The sequence below is a fragment of the Enterobacter cloacae complex sp. S3 genome (genome assembly GCF_014930495.1).
Classification (GTDB): Bacteria; Pseudomonadota; Gammaproteobacteria; order Enterobacterales; family Enterobacteriaceae; genus Enterobacter; species Enterobacter asburiae_B.
Genome location: NZ_JADBRD010000019.1, coordinates 107263 through 125540 on the forward strand (window position 1 = coordinate 107263; position 18278 = coordinate 125540).

Genomic DNA, 18278 nt, shown 5'->3' on the forward strand with positions numbered 1-18278 from the left:
CTGAATTAATGCCACGGCATAATCGGCACCGCGCTGATCGCGTTTTTCGGCGAGCCTTCCACCACTTTGTCAGAGTAGGCGAGGTAAGCCAGGGTGTTGCGTTTGGCATCATAGAAACGCACCACCTGCAGCTTTTTGAACACCAGCGAGGTCCGTTTCTGGAACACCACGTCGCCCTGCGCTTTGCCGTTTTTAATTTTATCGCTCAACTCAACCGGCCCCACCTGCTGACAGGAAATCGCCGCATCGGAGGTATCTTCCGCCAGTCCCAGCCCGCCTTTGATACCACCCGTTTTCGCGCGGCTGACGTAGCAGGTGACGTTTTTCACGTCCGGATCGTCAAACGCCTCCACCACGATTTTGTGGTCCGGGCCGAACATTTTGAACACGGTATCGACGGAGCCAATCTGTTCTGCCTGCGCCACGCGCCCAACCATCAGCATCAACGCGGTGAAGATCAAAGTCTTGTATTTCATATTGTTACCATTCTTTAAAATTACACTGAGCGATTATTCAACACTTTAGACAAAAATGTAGCAAGATCACAGGATTAGAATATATCTGCCTGTAATGTGCTCTAAAAAGCATGAATGCGCAAAAAAAACACTGAATGCTAAAACATCAAAAAATGCTATTATCCGCTAACCTGTTATCAGGCACCTGCTGTTTTAAGGATGAGGATAGTATATGGATCAGGCTGGAATTATTCGCGACCTGCTCACCTGGCTGGAAGGTCATCTCGACCAGCCTTTGTCACTGGATAATGTGGCGGCTAAAGCAGGCTATTCCAAGTGGCATCTGCAAAGGATGTTCAAGGATGTCACCGGTCATGCTATCGGGGCCTATATTCGCGCACGTCGTTTATCAAAATCTGCTGTGGCATTGCGCCTGACCGCGCGGCCTATTCTGGATATTGCCCTGCAATATCGTTTCGATTCACAGCAGACCTTCACCCGCGCCTTCAAAAAACAGTTCTCGTTGACGCCAGCGCTTTATCGTCGCTCGCCTGACTGGAGCTCGTTTGGCATGCGTCCGCCGCTGCGTCTGGGCGAATTCGCAATGCCGAAATACGAAATTGTCACGTTGCCTGAAACCCATCTGATCGGCACGACACAGAGCTACTCCTGTTCACTGGAGCAGATTTCAGAGTTCCGTCATCAGATGCGCGTCCAGTTCTGGCGCGACTTCCTGAGCCACGCACCGACGATCCCGCCAATCCTGTATGGCCTCAACGAAACGCACCCAAGCCAGGAAAAAGACGACGAGCAGGAGGTGTTCTACACCACCGCGCTGACGCCAGAGATGGCCAATGGGTATATTCAGGGTTCGAAGCCAGTCGTGCTGGAAGGAGGCGAATACGTGATGTTCGCCTATGAAGGGCTGGGAACGGGGGTTCAGGAGTTTATCCTGACCGTTTACGGAACCTGCATGCCGATGCTGAATCTGAATCGCCGTAAAGGTCAGGACATTGAGCGCTACTACCCGGCGCAGGATGCCAAACCGGAAGAAGGCCCAATCAATCTGCGTATGGAATTCTTGATTCCGATACGTCGTTAACGCTGCAGTTCGTCAAGCGCAGGGGCATCAAGATGCGAAATGTCCCCTGCCATCTCTACTACCCAGCCCGACGCCAGCCACGCGCTTTCCTGATAATCAATCCGGGAAATGGAGCAGTTGCGCAGGCGCAAACGGCGCTCAGCGTAAGCCGGTAACCCCAGAATGGTGCTCACCAGGCAACCCAACGCAATCCCGTGACTCACCAGCAGCGGACGGCTTCCCGCCGGCAGCTTCAGGCACTCCGCCAGGGCGGCATGCATGCGTACGCTAAGCTCCTGCATGGATTCGCCTTCGGGAATGCGGCCATCTTCGGTACCGTTCACCAGCGTGCGGCGCCAGCCCTCCTCCGCTTCCGTCAGCGTATAGATATGGCGTTTCTCCAGCACGCCCATATCCAGCTCGCGCAGGCGCGGCTCCAGCATGACGTCACAGCCGCAGGCATCTGCGATGATGCGCGCCGTCTGCTGTGTGCGACCTAAATCGCTGGTGATCACGTGGGTAATGCCCAGCGTTCTGGCGCGTTCCGCCACCTGCCACGCTTGCTGCACACCCTTCTCAGTGAGAGGACTGTCTGACTGGCCTTGAATACGTCGCTCGGCGTTCCACTGCGTTTCACCGTGGCGAACAAGGTATACCTGTAACATGCTTTTTTTCCGTTATACTGCGATGAGTTTTTTTTGAATCGAGCTTAATTATGCACCATGTTGTCTCTGCTACCACTAATCCTGCCAAAATTCAGGCAATTCTAAGGGCATTTGACGAGATCTTCGGCGCAGGATCCTGCCATATTGAGGCCATCGGCGTCGAGAGTGGCGTACCTGAACAGCCGTTTGGCAGCGAGGAAACGCGCGCTGGCGCACGAAATCGCGTGGCAAACGCTAAGGCCGCGGCACCGAATGCTGACTTTTGGGTAGCGATTGAAGCAGGTATCGACGAAGGCGCAACCTTTAGCTGGGTGGTCATCGAAAGCCGCGAGCAGCGCGGTGAAGCACGTTCGGCCACCCTGCCGCTGCCGGAGATCATTCTGGAAAAAGTCCGTGCGGGTGAAGCGCTCGGGCCGGTGATATCGCAGTACACCGGCATCGATGAGATTGGCCGTAAAGAAGGGGCGATTGGCGTCTTTACCGCAGGCGCGCTGACGCGTTCAGGCGTTTATCATCAGGCCGTGATTCTGGCCTTAAGCCCGTTCCATAACGCGATTTATCGGTAAGTTTTTTGGCCGGATAAGGCAAAGCCGTCATCCGGCGTTTTTCAGCAATACCGCTTCCAGCCACTGGCGCAGCTCAACCGGGGCCGACTTCAGGCTGTTCGAGCCGCGGGTGATCGTTGCAATACCCGCGCCGAGCTCATTTTTCAGCTCGCGCTGGCTCATCTCTCCGCGCAGCAGCTCTTCAATGATCCGCACGCGTGTGCCCAGCGCCTCACGCTCGTCCGGCGTGAGCATCAGCTGCATAAGGGGTAAATGCAGATCCTGTTCGTAAGACTGACGCAGCAGCTCCACAAAACGAAGCCACTCCAGATGACGTTGTTCGGCCATTGCCGAGGAATACGGGGAATGCTGGGTCATGTTATGCTGCCTCTTGTACTCTTTAGCGAGTACAGCATAACACAACCCACGCCGATCAGTAACGTCTCTGCCACTCGGCATCGCTCATCAGGGTATCTTTCTGCCCCATGAAGTAGCGATAGTAAGCGTCATAGGCCAGCACGTTCTTCACGTAGCCGCGCGTTTCCGAGAACGGGATGCTCTCCACAAACGCTAACGCGTCGATGCGTCCGGCGCTGTTGCCGAGCCAGGTGCGCACGCGCCCAGGACCCGCGTTATACGCCGCAGAAGAGAAGATGCGGTTATTGCCGAACTGCTGATACACGTACTGGAGATAGCTGGTACCGATGTTGATGTTGGTATCCGGATCCAGAAGCTGCGACGGACTGCTGTACCCCGGAATATTAAACATCTTCACCGTGTGCGTCGCCGTGCCCGGCATGATCTGCATCAGGCCGCTGGCGCCCACCGGGGAACGGACTTTCGGGTTCCACGCGCTCTCCTGACGGGCAATCGCCATCGCGTAGCTTTGCGGGATATCTTTGCCGCTGGTGTAGCGATCGAACAGATCTTTGTACGCCAGCGGGAAACGCTCTTCCAGATGGTCCCAAAGCTTGCCGGCGATCGTCGCCTGCACGCTGAGATCCCACCAGTGATTATCAAACGCATAGCGGGCAAGCTGGGCTTTCTCATCGGTGGTGCGGCTGGTCACCAGATTCGCCCACTCGCTGCGCGCGGTGTTATCCATATTCCAGTACATCAGCTCGCGAACGCGCGCCATTTCTGGCCCCTGCGTCAGTGCCGGGTTCGCGTTAGCGGGCGCTTTATCTATACGGAAAGTGTATTCTTCGCCCAGACGCTGCGCGGCAGCCATTGGGTAAAACCCGCGCTGCTGCATCAGCGAATGGAGGATCTCTTTGGCCTCATCATCACGACCGCGCTCCATCAGCAGATCGGCCTGCCAGTAGCGCCATTCGTCTTTCTCTTTGGCCTCCATAGGCAACCGCGCGAGCCAGGTATTCAGCCCACGGCGATCGCCCGTGCCCAGCGCCATGCGCACGCGGCGTTCCACCAGCGACGTGGAGTTCGAACGCATAATGGCATCGTCACGCCAGCGCGCCTGTTCATCGGTCACATCGGTGCCCATCAGTCGCCACGCCACGATGTCGCGCAGCTCCTGGGTTTGCTCCTCATTGAGCTGCTGCGCCTGCACCAGCTGCGGGATCATCAGCCGCGCGTTTTCCACATCGTCACGCGCCACGCTGGCAAAGGCCACCGCCGCCATCTGGCGGGTAAAATCGGTCGCGCCCGTACTGCGGGCAAAGGTCAGGACGCTGTTTGGATCGTTAGCCAGCGAGATAACCGCCGTGGAGATCGTCTGGTAATCGGACGGCATCTGCCCCGCCAGCGTGGTCACCAGACGCGTGTTACCGGCTTTCATCGCCAGACGGATGCGTTCAAGGTAGGAGAGCGGATCCTGCTTGCCGGAAGCACGCCACGCGCTAAACAGAGAATCACAGGCGTTCGGCTGGTTTTTTCCGGTCAGCCAGAGCTCTTTCGCTCCGGCCCAGGCCTCTTCCTGCTGGCCGGTCGCCCATTTTGCGTAGTAATAGTTACACTGGGCTTCGGTGGCGTTCGGCTTTTCCGGGCTAAACGCCAGCAGTCCGCGCCAGTCTTCGCGACGCGCCAGCTCATTCACAAAACGAGACTGGAGATTTCGGGCTGGCGGCAGGGTTGGGTTCGCCTGAATGAAGTTATTCACGGTGACGGTAGGCTGGTTCATCAGATCGTCGGTTATCTGGCGATACTCCAGATACGGATACAGCGGATAATCCTTTAGCGTCGGCATCAGCGCCTGCACGGTATCCATCTGCTTGTTGTCCCACGCCTGTTTAATCTGGGCGTATCGGTTACGTTGTTCATCCAGTGAATCGGCATGCACCGCCTGGCTTACCGCCATTACGCATACGCTGGCAGCCAGCAGACGCCAGACCACCCGTTTGGCTTTTTCCACAAGCTCTTCCTCATTGTTTTTTCGTCAATTGCAGCGTCTTGCCACGTCAAAGTCTAATTAACTTATGCTAACCAGGCATTCTTCAACGCGCCACGTCATGGACACTTTTTTACCTTTCTTGCGCGTTTTAACACTCCCGACGTTCCTGGCTGGGATTAGGACGTGAAAAAGGCTACACTTCGAGGCTGAAATTCCTTCTCATTACGATAAAAGAGGCGAAGTCCAACGTGGCTCAATTCGTTTATACCATGCATCGTGTCGGCAAAGTTGTCCCGCCGAAACGTCATATTCTTAAAAATATCTCGCTGAGCTTCTTCCCGGGCGCAAAAATCGGTGTTCTGGGTCTCAACGGTGCCGGTAAGTCCACCCTGCTGCGCATCATGGCCGGCATTGATACAGACATCGAAGGTGAAGCCCGTCCGCAGCCTGGCATCAAGATTGGTTACCTGCCGCAGGAACCTCAGCTGAACCCGGAACACACCGTTCGCGAATCCGTTGAAGAAGCGGTATCCGAAGTGGTTAACGCGCTGAAAGGTCTGGATGAAGTGTATGCCAAATACGCTGAGCCGGATGCGGACTTCGACAAGCTGGCCGCGCAGCAGGGCAAGTATGAAGAGATCATCCAGGCGCACGACGGTCACAACCTGAACGTGCAGCTGGAGCGCGCGGCTGATGCCCTGCGTCTGCCGGACTGGGATGCGAAAATCGCGAACCTCTCCGGGGGTGAACGCCGCCGCGTGGCGCTGTGCCGCCTGCTGCTGGAAAAACCAGACATGCTGCTGCTCGACGAACCGACTAACCACCTGGATGCAGAATCCGTGGCGTGGCTGGAGCGCTTCCTGCACGACTTCGAAGGCACCGTTGTGGCGATTACCCACGACCGTTACTTCCTCGACAACGTCGCTGGCTGGATCCTGGAGCTGGACCGCGGTGAAGGCATTCCGTGGGAAGGCAACTACTCTTCCTGGCTGGAGCAGAAAGATCAGCGTCTGGCGCAGGAAGCTTCTCAGGAAGCGGCGCGTCGTAAGTCTATCGAGAAAGAGCTAGAGTGGGTGCGTCAGGGCGCGAAAGGCCGTCAGTCTAAGGGCAAAGCCCGTCTGGCACGCTTCGAAGAGCTGAACAACACCGAATACCAGAAACGTAACGAAACCAACGAACTGTTTATTCCACCTGGAGCACGTCTGGGGGATAAAGTGGTTGAAGTGACCAACCTGCGTAAGTCCTACGGCGACCGTCTGCTGATCGACGACCTGACCTTCTCCGTACCGAAAGGCGCTATCGTTGGTATCATCGGTCCGAACGGCGCGGGTAAATCCACCCTGTTCCGCATGATGTCCGGTCAGGAACAGCCTGACAGCGGCTCTATCACCCTGGGTGAAACCGTGAAGCTGGCCTCCGTTGACCAGTTCCGTGACGCAATGGATAACAGCAAAACCGTGTGGGAAGAAGTCTCCGGCGGTCTGGATATCATGCGTATCGGCAACACCGAGATGCCAAGCCGCGCCTATGTTGGCCGCTTTAACTTCAAAGGCACCGACCAGGGCAAACGCGTGGGCGAGCTGTCCGGCGGTGAGCGCGGTCGTCTGCACCTGGCGAAGCTGCTGCAGGTGGGCGGTAACGTTCTGCTGCTCGATGAACCAACAAACGACCTGGATATCGAAACCCTGCGCGCGCTGGAAAACGCCCTGCTGGAGTTCCCGGGCTGTGCGATGGTTATCTCGCACGACCGCTGGTTCCTGGACCGTATCGCGACCCACATCCTGGACTATCAGGACGAAGGTAAGGTGGAGTTCTTCGAAGGTAACTTCACCGAATACGAAGAGTACAAGAAACGCACGCTGGGCGCCGACGCGCTGGAGCCGAAGCGTATTAAGTACAAGCGTATCGCGAAATAAAAGCAAAACGGCAACCTCGGTTGCCGTTTTTTATGTTTGTACCCTCTCCCCGTGGGAGAGGGCCAGGGTGAGGGCATCAGGCCGCACAAAATCACCCACCCACGTAATACCGCTTCACCTCGTCAAACTGCATCGCAAAGTCGATATAGCTCATCAGCGCAGGCGAATTCAGCTTGCGGCTTGGGTAGGCCAGCCACAGATCGTTACCTTCAACATTCCACTCCGGCAGCACCTGAACCAGCGCCCCTTTTTCAATTTTATCTTCTACCAGGAAGGCGGGAAGCAGCGTGATCCCCGCACCGGAAATTGCACATTCGCGGGCGTAGACCAGATTATCGGTCATGTGCGCGTTATCCGGCAGGTAGCGGTAATCCTCGCTCTCGCTTCGCAGAAGCCACTCCGACCACGCCCGGTGCGTAATGCAGCGGTGCTCCACCAGCTGACGGGGATGCGTCAGCGGCTCCCGACGCGCCAGATAGTCCGGCGAGGCCAGCATGTAGCGCGGGCAGTGCCCGATCATCCGGCCAATCAGGGAGGAGTCCTGCGGCTTGCCGGTACGCAGCGCTACGTCAAAACCGGCCTCGACCAGATCCACCACGTCATCAGAGATCGACACATCCAGCGACACGTCAGGATAGCGAAGCTGAAACTCGGCATTCATGTGCGCCAGCAGCGTCGCCCCAATCCCCGCCGGACAGGTGATCCGCAGCCGCCCGCTCGGGTTTTCGCGCAGCCGCTGAATGGCGTACTCGGCCCGCTCGCTGGCCGCCAGCATCTCGCGACAGTGCACCAGATAGTGCTCGCCCGCAAACGTGAGGCTGATCCTGCGCGTGGTGCGGTTCAGAAGGCGGATACCCACCTGCTGCTCCAGCTGGCTAATTCGCTGGCTAACGCTGGATTTTGGCAGGTCCGCCTTCTGCGCCGCCGCGGTAAAGCTGCCCATCTCCGCCACCAGCGCGAACAGCGCCATATCCTGCAGCTGCTTAAACATGATTGTTCACCCTGTACGAACGCTGAGTTCTTGATTGTCCATCTTATCACGCAGCTGACCACTTTATAGACTAGCCTCAACAAAACGCATGCCATTGAGGAGCACACCATGTCTGTTAAAGCTATTGCCGTTAACCCAGAAAATCCGTCCACCTTCATTGAAATCACCCCGCCAATGCCGCAGCCCGGCGAGCACGATCTGCTGGTGGAGGTGAAGGCCGTCTCCGTTAACCCGGTCGATACCAAAGTCCACGCGGGCATTGCTAAAAACGGGCTGAGCGAGCCGCGTATTCTCGGGTGGGACGCCAGCGGGATCGTCAAAGCCGTGGGGGCTGGCGTGACCGGATTCAAACCGGGTGACGAGGTCTGGTACGCGGGCGACATCACCCGCCCGGGCAGCAACGCCACGCACCAGCTGATTGATGCACGCATAGTCGGCCACAAGCCTGCCAGCCTCGGCTGGGCGGCTGCCGCTGCACTGCCGTTGACCGCGCTCACCGCGTGGGAAGGTCTGTTTGAACGCCTGAACATTCAGGATGCCGGGGCGGACAAAACGCTGCTGATCATCGGCGGCGCGGGCGGCGTGGGATCGCTGGCGATCCCCTTTGCGAAGCACAACAGCAAGGTGAAGATCGTCGCAACCGCTTCACGAGAAGATTCCGCCCGGTGGTGCCGCGATCGCGGGGCTGATATTGTCGTCAACTACCGCGATCTGAAAGGCGAGCTGGCGAAACAGGGGCTCACCTTTGTGGATTACATTTTCATCCTCAACGACACCGACGGGCACTGGGATGCGGTCAGCGAACTGATTGCGCCGCAGGGGCATATCTGTTCCATCGTTGAAAATGAACATCCGCTGAACCAGGACAAGCTGAAGTCCAAATCCGCCGCCCTGCACTGGGAGTTTATGTACACCCGCAGCATGTACCAGACCGCGGATATAGCGCGTCAGGGGGAGATCCTCAATGAGGTGGCAAAACTGGTGGATAACGGCGTGGTGGAAAGTTCGCTCAGCGAAACGCTGCACGGGCTGAGCGTGGAAAGCATTACCGAGGCGCACCGTAAAGTGCTGGAGGGACATATGCGTGGGAAAGTGGTGATTGAGTTCTGAGTGGCTTGATGCCCTCACCCCGGCCCTCTCCCACAGGGAGAGGGAGGTTAAAGTCCCCTCTCCCTGTGGGAGAGGGTTAGGGTGAGGGGTAAGTTTTTACCCCTGCTCCCCCATCATCTCCTTCACCAGCTCGACGCAGCGCAGGAAACGGGAGTCGTAGTCAGACTCTTCCACATGGACAAACTCAACGTTGTTTTCGTTGAGCATCTCCACCAGCATGGTCTGAAACTCTCGCCTGTCCACGGAGCTGCCGAGACTGCGCATGCCGTCGGCCACCCATGGGGTGTTGTTTTCCAGTAGGATCACCAGGTCAAAGCGGTATTCGTCAATCAGCGCCTGCACGAACGGGTGCTCGCGCCCTTCGTATTTTTTACAGAACGCCTGTGTGGTCACGAAATCGGTATCGATAAACGCCACTTTGTTGGCGTATTTGACCGCAAAATCAATGTACTGGGCATGACCGAGCGCGATTTTGTCGTAGTCGGAATACTGCAGCGCCATCTCGTCGCCGCCAAGGTGCGAGAAGACATAATCGCGGCCGTACTCCCACGCGCTGGTGGTGTTGAAGATATTCGCCAGCTTGTTGACCAGCGTTGATTTACCGCTCGACTCGCCGCCCAGGATCGCGACGGTACGCACGAAGAACGGCTTCACCTCAGTCGGGATGTAATCCCAGTAGCGGAACGGGTTTTCGCGGATCTGCGCCCCGCTGATGTTCATAAAGGTGCGTTTCGGGTCGATCAGCACCGTCTCGATGCCCAGATGCTCGCGGAACTGCGGCGCGTCGGATTCTTCAGAGGTGTAGATCCAGTTAGGCGCAATGCCCTTCTCTTCCATAAACGCTTTGATGCCGTTGCTCCACACGTCCCAGCCGTGCGGATACGGCTCCATGCCCTCTTCGTTAAAGGCATGAATACGAATATTTTTCTGGTACTTAAAGGTCTGGAGCAGCCAGCGCAGGCGGTCCGGCACGGTCGGCTGCTGCGACATGGCGCTGTCTTCAAACAGCTGACGGTCACGGGTTTCGTCGTAGCCCATGATGATGTGCAGCTCGTCAACCTGGCTACAGGCGCGCTGGATCAGATAGATATGTCCGGTATGCAGGGGGTAAAACTTGCCGAACACCACGCCGATGTTCTTTTGCATACGCGGGAACTCCAGCCCCAGAAAGCGGTGCAGCGCTTCCAGCTTCTGCGCGCTGGGGCTTTTGATTTTGGCGTTCAGCAGCTGGCTCAGGTAGCCTTTGGTCATGCCGCTGGCGTCCGCCACCTGCTGCAGCGTGCAGCCCTTCTGGCGGATTGCGGTCTTGATGTAGTCAAATGATGACATAAATTACGGTGCCTCCTGCAAAATCAAATTTACGTAATTATAAGTCGTCAAAGACATTTAACGCATCAGCGAGTTTTTTCACGCCAAATACCTGCATCCCTTCCGGGATCTTTTTCGGCACGTTGGCGGCGGGAACGATCGCCCGGCGGAAACCGTGTTTTGCCGCCTCGGAGATACGCTCCTGGCCGCTGGGTACCGGACGGATTTCTCCGGCGAGGCCCACTTCGCCGAAGACGACCAGGTCCTGCGGCAGCGGCCTGTCGCGCAGGCTGGAGACCATCGCCAGCAGCAGCGCCAGGTCTGCGCTGGTCTCCGTGACTTTGACGCCGCCGACCACGTTAACGAAGACGTCCTGATCCGCCATCTGCAGCCCGCCGTGACGGTGCAGCACCGCCAGCAGGATCGCCAGACGGTTCTGTTCCAGACCGACCGCCACGCGCCGCGGGTTGCCCATCATCGACACGTCCACCAGCGCCTGAATTTCAACAAGCAGCGGGCGCGTCCCTTCCCACAGCACCATCACCGAGCTGCCGGAGGTGATCTCATCGCCGCGGCTCAGGAAGATGGCCGACGGGTTGCTGACTTCGCGCAGCCCCTGTTCGGTCATGGCAAACACGCCCAGTTCATTCACCGCCCCAAAGCGGTTCTTGTGGCTGCGCAGGGTACGGAAACGGGAATCCGCGTCGCCGTCGAGCATCACGGAGCAGTCGATACAGTGTTCAAGCACCTTCGGTCCGGCCAGCGAGCCGTCTTTGGTCACGTGGCCGACCATCACAATCGCCACGCCGCGCGTTTTGGCAAAGCGCGTCAGGTAAGCCGCGGTTTCACGCACCTGCGCGACGCTGCCCGGCGAGGACTGAATGTCCGCCATGTGCATCACCTGGATGGAGTCGATCACCATCAGCTTCGGCTGCTCTTCTTCGGCAATCATGCAGATCTGCTCGATGCTGGTTTCGGAGAGCATGTTCAGGTTGCCGGTCGGCAGGCCCAGACGGTGCGCGCGCATCGCCACCTGCTGCAGAGACTCTTCGCCCGTGACGTACAGGGTTTTCATCTGTTCGGCAAGCTTGCAGAGCGTTTGCAGCAGCAGGGTCGATTTACCCGCGCCCGGGTTACCGCCGATCAGGATCGCGCTACCCGGCACCACGCCGCCGCCGAGCACGCGGTCAAACTCTTTGAACCCGGTGGAGAAGCGCGGCAGCTCTTCGAGGCTGATGTCCGAAAGTTTTTGCACCTTCGCCACGCCCGCGTTACCGGCATAGCCGCTCAGGCGCTCATTGCGCGCCACGCTCGGCGAAGCCGCCACACCACGCACTTCGGTGATGGTGTTCCAGGCATGACAGGCGCTGCATTGCCCCTGCCAGCGCGGATAATCCGCACCACATTCATTACAGACAAATGCGCGTTTTGGAGCTTTCGCCACGGTTTACCTCGTTATTTCTGTGCGGCCTGCGTGCCGGGTGGCGCTTACGCTTACCCGGCCTACAAAGCAGGCCGTTATTTCTGATTAATGCTGCCGGAGAGAATGCAGAACACCCCCATCAGGTCAGCGTGACGGATAGTGACTTCCGTCTTTTCATTCACTTTTGGCTTGGCATGGTAGGCAATGCCCAGACCGGCGGCTTTGATCATCGGCAGGTCGTTCGCGCCATCGCCGATGGCGACGGTCTGGACAACCGGAATTTCATATTTTTCCGCCAGACGCGTCAGCGTATTGGCTTTGTACTGGGCATCTACGATATCGCCAATCACCTGGCCGGTCAGCTTGCCGTCCATGATCTCCAGCTCATTGGCCACCACGGTGGTCAGATGCAGTTTTTCCCGCAGGTAATCCGCGAAGAAGGTGAAGCCACCGGAGGCGATCGCCACCTTCCAGCCGAGGGACTGCAGCTTCAGCACCAGCTGCGTCAGCCCTGGCATCAGCGGCAGCACGTCGCGCACCTGGCGCAGAATGTTGGCGTCGGCCCCTTTCAGGGTCGCCACGCGCTGGCGCAGGCTGGCGGTGAAGTCCAGCTCGCCGCGCATCGCACGTTCGGTGACTTCCGCCACCAGCTCGCCGCTGCCCGCCAGCTTCGCAATCTCGTCAATACACTCGATCTGGATCGCCGTAGAATCCATGTCCATGACCAGCAGGCCCGGGGTTTTCAGATGCGGAATTTTACCCAGCGGCGCGACGTCCAGCCCGGCGTCATGCGCCAGACGCGTTGCGCGCTGCGTCAGGGAACCCGCCAGGCGAATAACCTGGTAGTCTTCCACGCACCAGGCGGCGACGATGACCATTGCCGCACCCAGCTTGCTTTGATACTGGGTCAGGCGTTGCTTATCCAGACCGCGTCCGTAGAGGAGCCAGCCGCTACGACCGGCGTGGTAATCCAGAGGCATCACCTCATCGCCACTTAAAGAGAGCGGCAATCCTGGCCATAAAGAGACATCCGTTGGCAGGTCACACCAGGTAATGTTCGGCATTAAAGCTCCTGTAATTTCGTTCGCGCCGGAAGGTTGCAGAGGGAAAATAACGCATGAGGCTACCCTGTAACCATCACTTCTGGCAACATTAAGCCGTAAATTTTCAGCAGGTGGAATATGGCTCGCGCAAAACTGAAATTCCGGCTCCATCGCGCCGTGATTGTCCTTTCCTGTCTCGCACTATTAGTGGTGCTGATGCAAGGGGCATCGTGGTTTAGCCAGAACCATCAACGGCAACGCAACCCGCAGTTTGAAGAGCTGGCCCGCACGCTGGCACGCCAGGTGACGCTCAACGTCGCGCCGTCCATGCGTACCGAAACGCCGGACGAGAAGCGGATAGGCCAGGTTTTACGCCTGCTCACGGAGAATAGCCGCATTCTTGATGCCGGCGTCTATGATGAGCAAGGCAACCTGATTGCCCGCGCTGGCGAACACGTCGACGTGCGCGACAGGCTGGCGCTGGACGGGAAAAAAGCCGGGGGCTACTTTAACCAGCAGATTGTCGAACCTATTCAGGGGAAGAATGGCCCGCTGGGCTATCTGCGCCTGACCCTCGATACCCACACCCTGCCTACTGAAGCCAAACAGGTCGATAATACCACCAATATTCTGCGCCTGATGCTGCTGCTTTCACTCGCCATCGGCGTTGTGCTGGCGCGCACCCTGCTTCGCGGCAAGCGCTCGCGCTGGCAGCAATCCCCGTTCCTGCTGACCGCCAGCAACTCCGTCCCCGAAGACGAAGAGAGCGAGAAGAAAGATTAGTGATAAAGTAGGCGAACGATTCGGAAAAGGAACTTTGCCATGACGACGTTACGCCTGCTTATCTCTGACTCTTACGATCCCTGGTTTAATCTCGCGGTAGAAGAGTGCATCTTCCGCCAGATGCCCGCCACCCAGCGCGTACTGTTTCTCTGGCGGAACGCCGATACGGTGGTCATCGGCCGCGCGCAAAACCCTTGGAAAGAGTGCAATACGCGGCGTATGGAAGAGGACAACGTCCGTCTCGCACGTCGCAGCAGCGGCGGCGGCGCGGTGTTTCACGATCTGGGCAATACCTGCTTTACCTTTATGGCGGGCAAACCGGAATACGACAAAACCATCTCAACGTCCATCGTCCTCAACGCGCTCAATTCACTCGGCGTAACGGCGGAAGCGTCCGGGCGTAACGATCTGGTGGTGAAAACCCCCGAGGGCGACCGGAAGGTCTCCGGCTCCGCCTACCGCGAAACGATGGATCGCGGGTTCCACCACGGCACCCTGTTGCTGAACGCAGATCTGAGCCGTCTGGCGAACTACCTGAATCCGGATAAGAAAAAGCTCCAGGCCAAAGGAATTACCTCCGTGCGCGGCCGCGTGGCAAATCTGGTGGAACTGCTGCCGGGAATTACGCACGAGCAGATTTGCGATGCGATCCGTGACGCGTTCTTTGAACATTACGGCGAGCGCGTGGAAGCAGAAGTCATCTCCCCTGACAAAACCCCGGACCTGCCCAACTTCGCCGAAACCTTCGCCCGCCAGAGCAGCTGGGAATGGAACTTCGGTCAGGCTCCTGCGTTTTCCCATCTGCTTGATGAGCGTTTTACCTGGGGCGGCGTGGAGCTGCATTTTGACGTGGAGAAAGGCCATATCACCCGCACGCAGGTGTTTACCGATAGCCTGAACCCGGCACCGTTAGAGGCGCTGGCGGCACGTTTGCAGGGCTGTTTGTACAGGGCGGATATGCTGCAGCAGGAATGCGACGCGTTGATCGGGGATTTTCCGGAGCAGGAAAAAGAGCTGCGGGAGCTGTCGGCGTGGATTGCACAGGCCGTGCGCTAGGTGCGGTCTGGTGCCCTCACCCCGGCCCTCTCCCATAGGGAGAGGGAGGGAAGAGACAGAATTACTCTTTATCGCCCAGCAGAACGGATTCCAGCGCGATTTTGATCATGTCGTTGAAGGTGGTCTGACGCTCGGCAGCGGTGGTCTGCTCGTGGGTACGGATGTGGTCAGACACGGTGCAGATGGTCAGCGCTTTCGCACCAAACTCAGCCGCGACGCCGTAGATACCCGCCGCTTCCATTTCAACGCCCAGAATGCCGTATTTTTCCATCACGTCGAACATCTCGCCGCCGTCCGGGGCATAGAACAGGTCAGCAGAGAAGATGTTACCCACGCGCGCTTCAACGCCCAGCGCTTTTGCCGCGTCAACCGCGTCACGCACCATGCCGAAGTCAGCAATCGCCGCGAAGTCATGGTCTTTGAAACGCATGCGGTTAACTTTGGAATCGGTGCAGGCACCCATACCGATAACGATGTCGCGCAGCTTAACGTCCATACGCACCGCGCCGCAGGAGCCAACGCGGATGATTTTCTTCACGCCGAAGTCGGTGATCAGCTCTTTGGTGTAGATAGAGCAGGATGGGATACCCATACCGTGGCCCATAACGGAGATTTTGCGCCCTTTATAGGTACCGGTGAAGCCCAGCATGCCGCGAACGTTGTTCACTTCACGCACGTCTTCCAGGAAAGTTTCTGCAATGTGCTTCGCGCGCAGCGGGTCGCCCGGCATCAATACGACGTCAGCGAAATCACCCATTTCTGCATTAATGTGAGGAGTTGCCATCTTCAGTTCCTTTTACATTGTTGTTTTTGCCGGGTGGCGGCTACGCCTGACCCGGCCTACATTCTGTTCTCCCTCTCCCTGTGGGAGAGGGTCGGGGTGAGGGCATCAGGCCGCACCCAATCCGTTTAGAACATGGCCTTGCCATATTCCATGTCAGACGTACCAAAGTATTTCGCCAGGGTCTGGCCGATGTCCGCGAAGGTTTCACGGTGACCGAGCGAGCCTGGCTTCACTTTCGGGCCGTACACCAGCACCGGAATGTGCTCACGGGTGTGGTCGGTACCGGTCCAGGTTGGGTCACAGCCGTGGTCCGCGGTCAGAATCAGAATGTCATCTTCACCCACCAGCTCCATCAGCTCCGGCAGACGGCGGTCGAACAGCTCAAGACCCGCTGCATAGCCCGCAACGTCGCGACGGTGGCCCCAGGAGGAGTCGAAGTCCACGAAGTTGGTGAAGACGATGGTCTTGTCGCCCGCTTCTTTCATCTCTTTGATGGTGGCATCGAACAGCGCATCCAGACCGGTGGCTTTCACTTTTTTGGTGATGCCGCAGTTGGCGTAGATATCCGCGATTTTACCCACGGACACCACGTGGCCGTCTTTCTCTTCAACCAGCTTCTGCAGCACGGTTGGCGCCGGTGGCTCAACGGCCAGGTCATGACGGTTACCGGTACGCTGGAAGTTACCCGCTTTGTCGCCGATAAACGGACGCGCGATCACGCGGCCGATGTTGTAGCCGCCTTCGGTCAGCTCTTCACGGGCGATTTCGCACAGCTCGTAGAGTTTATCCAGGCCAAACGTCTCTTCATGGCACGCAATCTGGAACACGGAGTCAGCAGAGGTGTAGAAAATCGGCTTGCCGGTTTTCATGTGCTCTTCGCCGAGCTGATCCAGAATCACGGTACCGGAAGAGTGGCAGTTACCGAGGTAGCCCGGCAGGTTGGCACGCTTCACCAGCTTATCGAGCAGCTCCTGCGGGAAGCTGTTTTCGTGATCGGAGAAATAACCCCAGTCGAACAGCACCGGCACACCGGCGATTTCCCAGTGGCCAGACGGGGTGTCTTTACCGGAGGAGAGCTCGTGAGCCCAGGCGTAGGCGCCCACGACTTCCGCGTTGCCGTCCATACCGGCTGCGATTTTACCGGTAGAACCTTCATGCGCTTTCACCAGACCAAGGCGGGTCAGGTTAGGTAGAGTCAGAGGGCCTTTACGACCGTTGTCCGCTTCGCCTTTTGCACAGGCTTCCGCGATGTGGCCCATGGTATCGGAACCCACGTCACCAAAACGTTCTGCATCTTCGGTTGCGCCGATGCCGAATGAGTCCAGCACCATAATAAATGCACGTTTCATAATTGTTCTCCGTACGTAGTGCTTCAAAAATTATCGATCAGATCAGTATACCGCTATTCGGTGATACGGCGATAGACAGTCGGTGTGGTTTCCGGCGCTTTATCGTCAAGCGTAATTGCCGCTTTCACCGCTTTAGCCGCTTCCTGCCAGCTGGCTTCGTCTTTCGCGTGGATCACCGCCAGCGGACGTTGACCGTCAACGCTGTCGCCCAGACGTGCCATATCGGTAAAGCCGACGCTGTAATCAATGGTGTCTGACGCCTGACGACGGCCGCCGCCCATCGAGACTACTGCCATACCCAGCGCACGGGTGTCCATTGCAGAGACATACCCTTCGCTATCGGCATACACCGCTTTGCTAAGCGTCGCGGTTGGCAGGTATTTCGCGTAGTTTTCGACGAAATCGGTCGGGCCCTTCTGGGCTGCAACCATGCGACCGAAAATATCCGCCGCTTTGCCGTTATCCAGCACCGCCTGCAGCTTCGCGCGGGCTTCTGCGTCGTCTTTGGCCAGCTTGCCGGAGATTAACATCTCAACGCACAGCGCCATGGTGACGTCGAACAGACGCGGGTTGCGGTATTCACCAGTCAGGAACTGCACCGCTTCACGCACTTCGACGGCGTTACCGGCGCTGGACGCCAGCACCTGGTTCATGTCGGTGAGCAGCGCGGTGGTGCGCACGCCCGCGCCGTTGGATACGCCAACGATCGCTTCCGCGAGCGCAGCAGAAAGTTCATAGGTCGGCATAAAGGCGCCGCTGCCCACCTTCACGTCCATCACCAGCGCGTCCAGCCCTTCTGCCAGTTTCTTCGCCAGGATAGAGGCGGTGATCAGCGGGATGGAGTCAACGGTCGCGGTGATGTCGCGGGTGGCGTAGAAACGCTTGTCTGCCGGAGCAAGAGAGCTGGTCTGGCCGATAATCGCCACACCAACGTCTTTAATAATGTCGCGGAAGCGGTTGTCGTCCGGGAAGATATCGAAGCCCGGAATGGCTTCCAGTTTGTCGAGCGTACCGCCGGTGTGGCCCAGGCCGCGCCCGGAGATCATCGGGATGTAACCGCCACAGGCTGCCACCATAGGGCCGAGCATCAGAGACGTCACGTCACCCACGCCGCCGGTGGAGTGCTTATCCACAATCGGGCCGTTAAGGTTGAGGCTTTTCCAGTCCAGAACGGTTCCTGAATCTCGCATCGCCATGGTCAGCGACACGCGCTCAGGCATCGACATATCGTGGAAGAAAATGGTCATCGCCAGAGCCGCAATTTGCCCTTCTGAGACGGTGTTATCACGAATGCCGTTGATGAAGAAGCGGATCTCTTCATCGCTTAATGCATGACCATCACGTTTTTTACGAATAATTTCTTGTGCGAGAAACACGGTAACCTCCATGCGGAATCGGGGGAGTTGTGGCGGGTGGCGC

At 57.9% G+C, this 18278-nt stretch carries 17 protein-coding genes; 6 read left to right on the forward strand and 11 right to left on the reverse strand.

Translation table 11 applies throughout. The features are described 5' to 3' along the window. Positions 1 to 5: 5 nt before the first annotated feature. On the reverse strand, positions 6 to 476 hold the full coding sequence (gene creA, locus IM317_RS12285) for a protein CreA (protein ID WP_023334448.1): 471 nt from the start codon (positions 474 to 476) through the stop codon (positions 6 to 8). 211 nt (positions 477 to 687) lie between these two features. On the opposite strand from creA, the gene robA reads away from it, so the two are divergent. Further along, positions 688 to 1557: an MDR efflux pump AcrAB transcriptional activator RobA gene (gene robA / locus IM317_RS12290; protein WP_033144587.1), complete on the forward strand. Its 870-nt coding sequence runs from the start codon at positions 688 to 690 to the stop codon at positions 1555 to 1557. Here robA and gpmB read toward each other — a convergent pair. Next, a complete protein-coding gene (gene gpmB, locus IM317_RS12295) occupies positions 1554 to 2201 on the reverse strand; it encodes a 2,3-diphosphoglycerate-dependent phosphoglycerate mutase GpmB (protein ID WP_033144586.1) in 648 nt (215 codons plus the stop codon). The two genes, robA and gpmB, sit on opposite strands and share 4 nt — an antisense overlap. Before the next feature lie 50 nt (positions 2202 to 2251). Here gpmB and yjjX point away from each other — a divergent pair, with 50 nt between their 5' ends. Further along, the gene (yjjX, locus tag IM317_RS12300) at positions 2252 to 2767 is read left to right on the forward strand and encodes an inosine/xanthosine triphosphatase (RefSeq protein WP_033144585.1); all 516 of its coding nucleotides are present in this window, start codon (positions 2252 to 2254) and stop codon (positions 2765 to 2767) included. A 27-nt stretch (positions 2768 to 2794) separates the two neighbouring features. Here yjjX and trpR read toward each other — a convergent pair whose 3' ends face one another. After that, positions 2795 to 3124: a trp operon repressor gene (gene trpR / locus IM317_RS12305; RefSeq protein ID WP_023310330.1), complete on the reverse strand. Its 330-nt coding sequence runs from the start codon at positions 3122 to 3124 to the stop codon at positions 2795 to 2797. 55 nt (positions 3125 to 3179) lie between these two features. Continuing rightward, complete coding sequence (gene sltY, locus IM317_RS12310) at positions 3180 to 5117, reverse strand: murein transglycosylase (RefSeq protein ID WP_033144584.1); 1938 nt, start codon at positions 5115 to 5117, stop codon at positions 3180 to 3182. A gap of 227 nt (positions 5118 to 5344) precedes the next feature. Here sltY and ettA point away from each other — a divergent pair, with 227 nt between their 5' ends. Continuing rightward, a complete protein-coding gene (gene ettA / locus IM317_RS12315) occupies positions 5345 to 7012 on the forward strand; it encodes an energy-dependent translational throttle protein EttA (RefSeq protein WP_006810191.1) in 1668 nt (555 codons plus the stop codon). Positions 7013 to 7103: 91 nt separating this feature from the next. Here the strand turns inward: ettA and IM317_RS12320 are convergent, their stop codons facing one another. Further along, a complete protein-coding gene (locus IM317_RS12320; RefSeq protein ID WP_033144583.1) occupies positions 7104 to 8003 on the reverse strand; it encodes a LysR family transcriptional regulator in 900 nt (299 codons plus the stop codon). Between the two features lie 108 nt (positions 8004 to 8111). On the opposite strand from IM317_RS12320, the gene IM317_RS12325 reads away from it, so the two are divergent. After that, positions 8112 to 9113: a zinc-binding alcohol dehydrogenase family protein gene (locus tag IM317_RS12325; protein WP_033144582.1), complete on the forward strand. Its 1002-nt coding sequence runs from the start codon at positions 8112 to 8114 to the stop codon at positions 9111 to 9113. Between the two features lie 96 nt (positions 9114 to 9209). On the opposite strand, the gene nadR is transcribed toward IM317_RS12325, so the two are convergent. The 3 genes from nadR to serB form a co-directional block, all read right to left on the reverse strand. Beyond that, entirely contained in the window at positions 9210 to 10442 is a 1233-nt protein-coding gene (gene nadR / locus IM317_RS12330; protein WP_015572616.1) for a multifunctional transcriptional regulator/nicotinamide-nucleotide adenylyltransferase/ribosylnicotinamide kinase NadR, read from the reverse strand. 37 nt (positions 10443 to 10479) lie between these two features. After that, positions 10480 to 11865 (reverse strand): DNA repair protein RadA, encoded by a 1386-nt coding sequence (gene radA, locus IM317_RS12335; protein ID WP_014068810.1) that lies wholly within the window; start codon positions 11863 to 11865, stop codon positions 10480 to 10482. Positions 11866 to 11939: 74 nt separating this feature from the next. Then, a complete protein-coding gene (serB, locus tag IM317_RS12340) occupies positions 11940 to 12908 on the reverse strand; it encodes a phosphoserine phosphatase (RefSeq protein WP_023310325.1) in 969 nt (322 codons plus the stop codon). Between the two features lie 117 nt (positions 12909 to 13025). Here serB and IM317_RS12345 point away from each other — a divergent pair, with 117 nt between their 5' ends. Together IM317_RS12345 and lplA are read left to right on the forward strand one after the other, a co-directional pair. Further along, a complete protein-coding gene (locus tag IM317_RS12345; protein WP_033144581.1) occupies positions 13026 to 13670 on the forward strand; it encodes a YtjB family periplasmic protein in 645 nt (214 codons plus the stop codon). Positions 13671 to 13709: 39 nt separating this feature from the next. Further along, positions 13710 to 14726: a lipoate--protein ligase LplA gene (gene lplA / locus IM317_RS12350; protein ID WP_033144580.1), complete on the forward strand. Its 1017-nt coding sequence runs from the start codon at positions 13710 to 13712 to the stop codon at positions 14724 to 14726. 61 nt (positions 14727 to 14787) lie between these two features. Here the strand turns inward: lplA and deoD are convergent, their stop codons facing one another. The 3 genes from deoD to deoA all read right to left on the reverse strand — a co-directional run bounded on the left by deoD (position 14788) and on the right by deoA (position 18235). Continuing rightward, positions 14788 to 15510 (reverse strand): purine-nucleoside phosphorylase, encoded by a 723-nt coding sequence (gene deoD, locus IM317_RS12355; protein ID WP_010427122.1) that lies wholly within the window; start codon positions 15508 to 15510, stop codon positions 14788 to 14790. 125 nt (positions 15511 to 15635) lie between these two features. Further along, positions 15636 to 16859: a phosphopentomutase gene (deoB, locus tag IM317_RS12360; protein ID WP_033144579.1), complete on the reverse strand. Its 1224-nt coding sequence runs from the start codon at positions 16857 to 16859 to the stop codon at positions 15636 to 15638. Between the two features lie 53 nt (positions 16860 to 16912). Then, positions 16913 to 18235: a thymidine phosphorylase gene (gene deoA, locus IM317_RS12365; protein WP_033144578.1), complete on the reverse strand. Its 1323-nt coding sequence runs from the start codon at positions 18233 to 18235 to the stop codon at positions 16913 to 16915. Positions 18236 to 18278 lie beyond the last annotated feature (43 nt).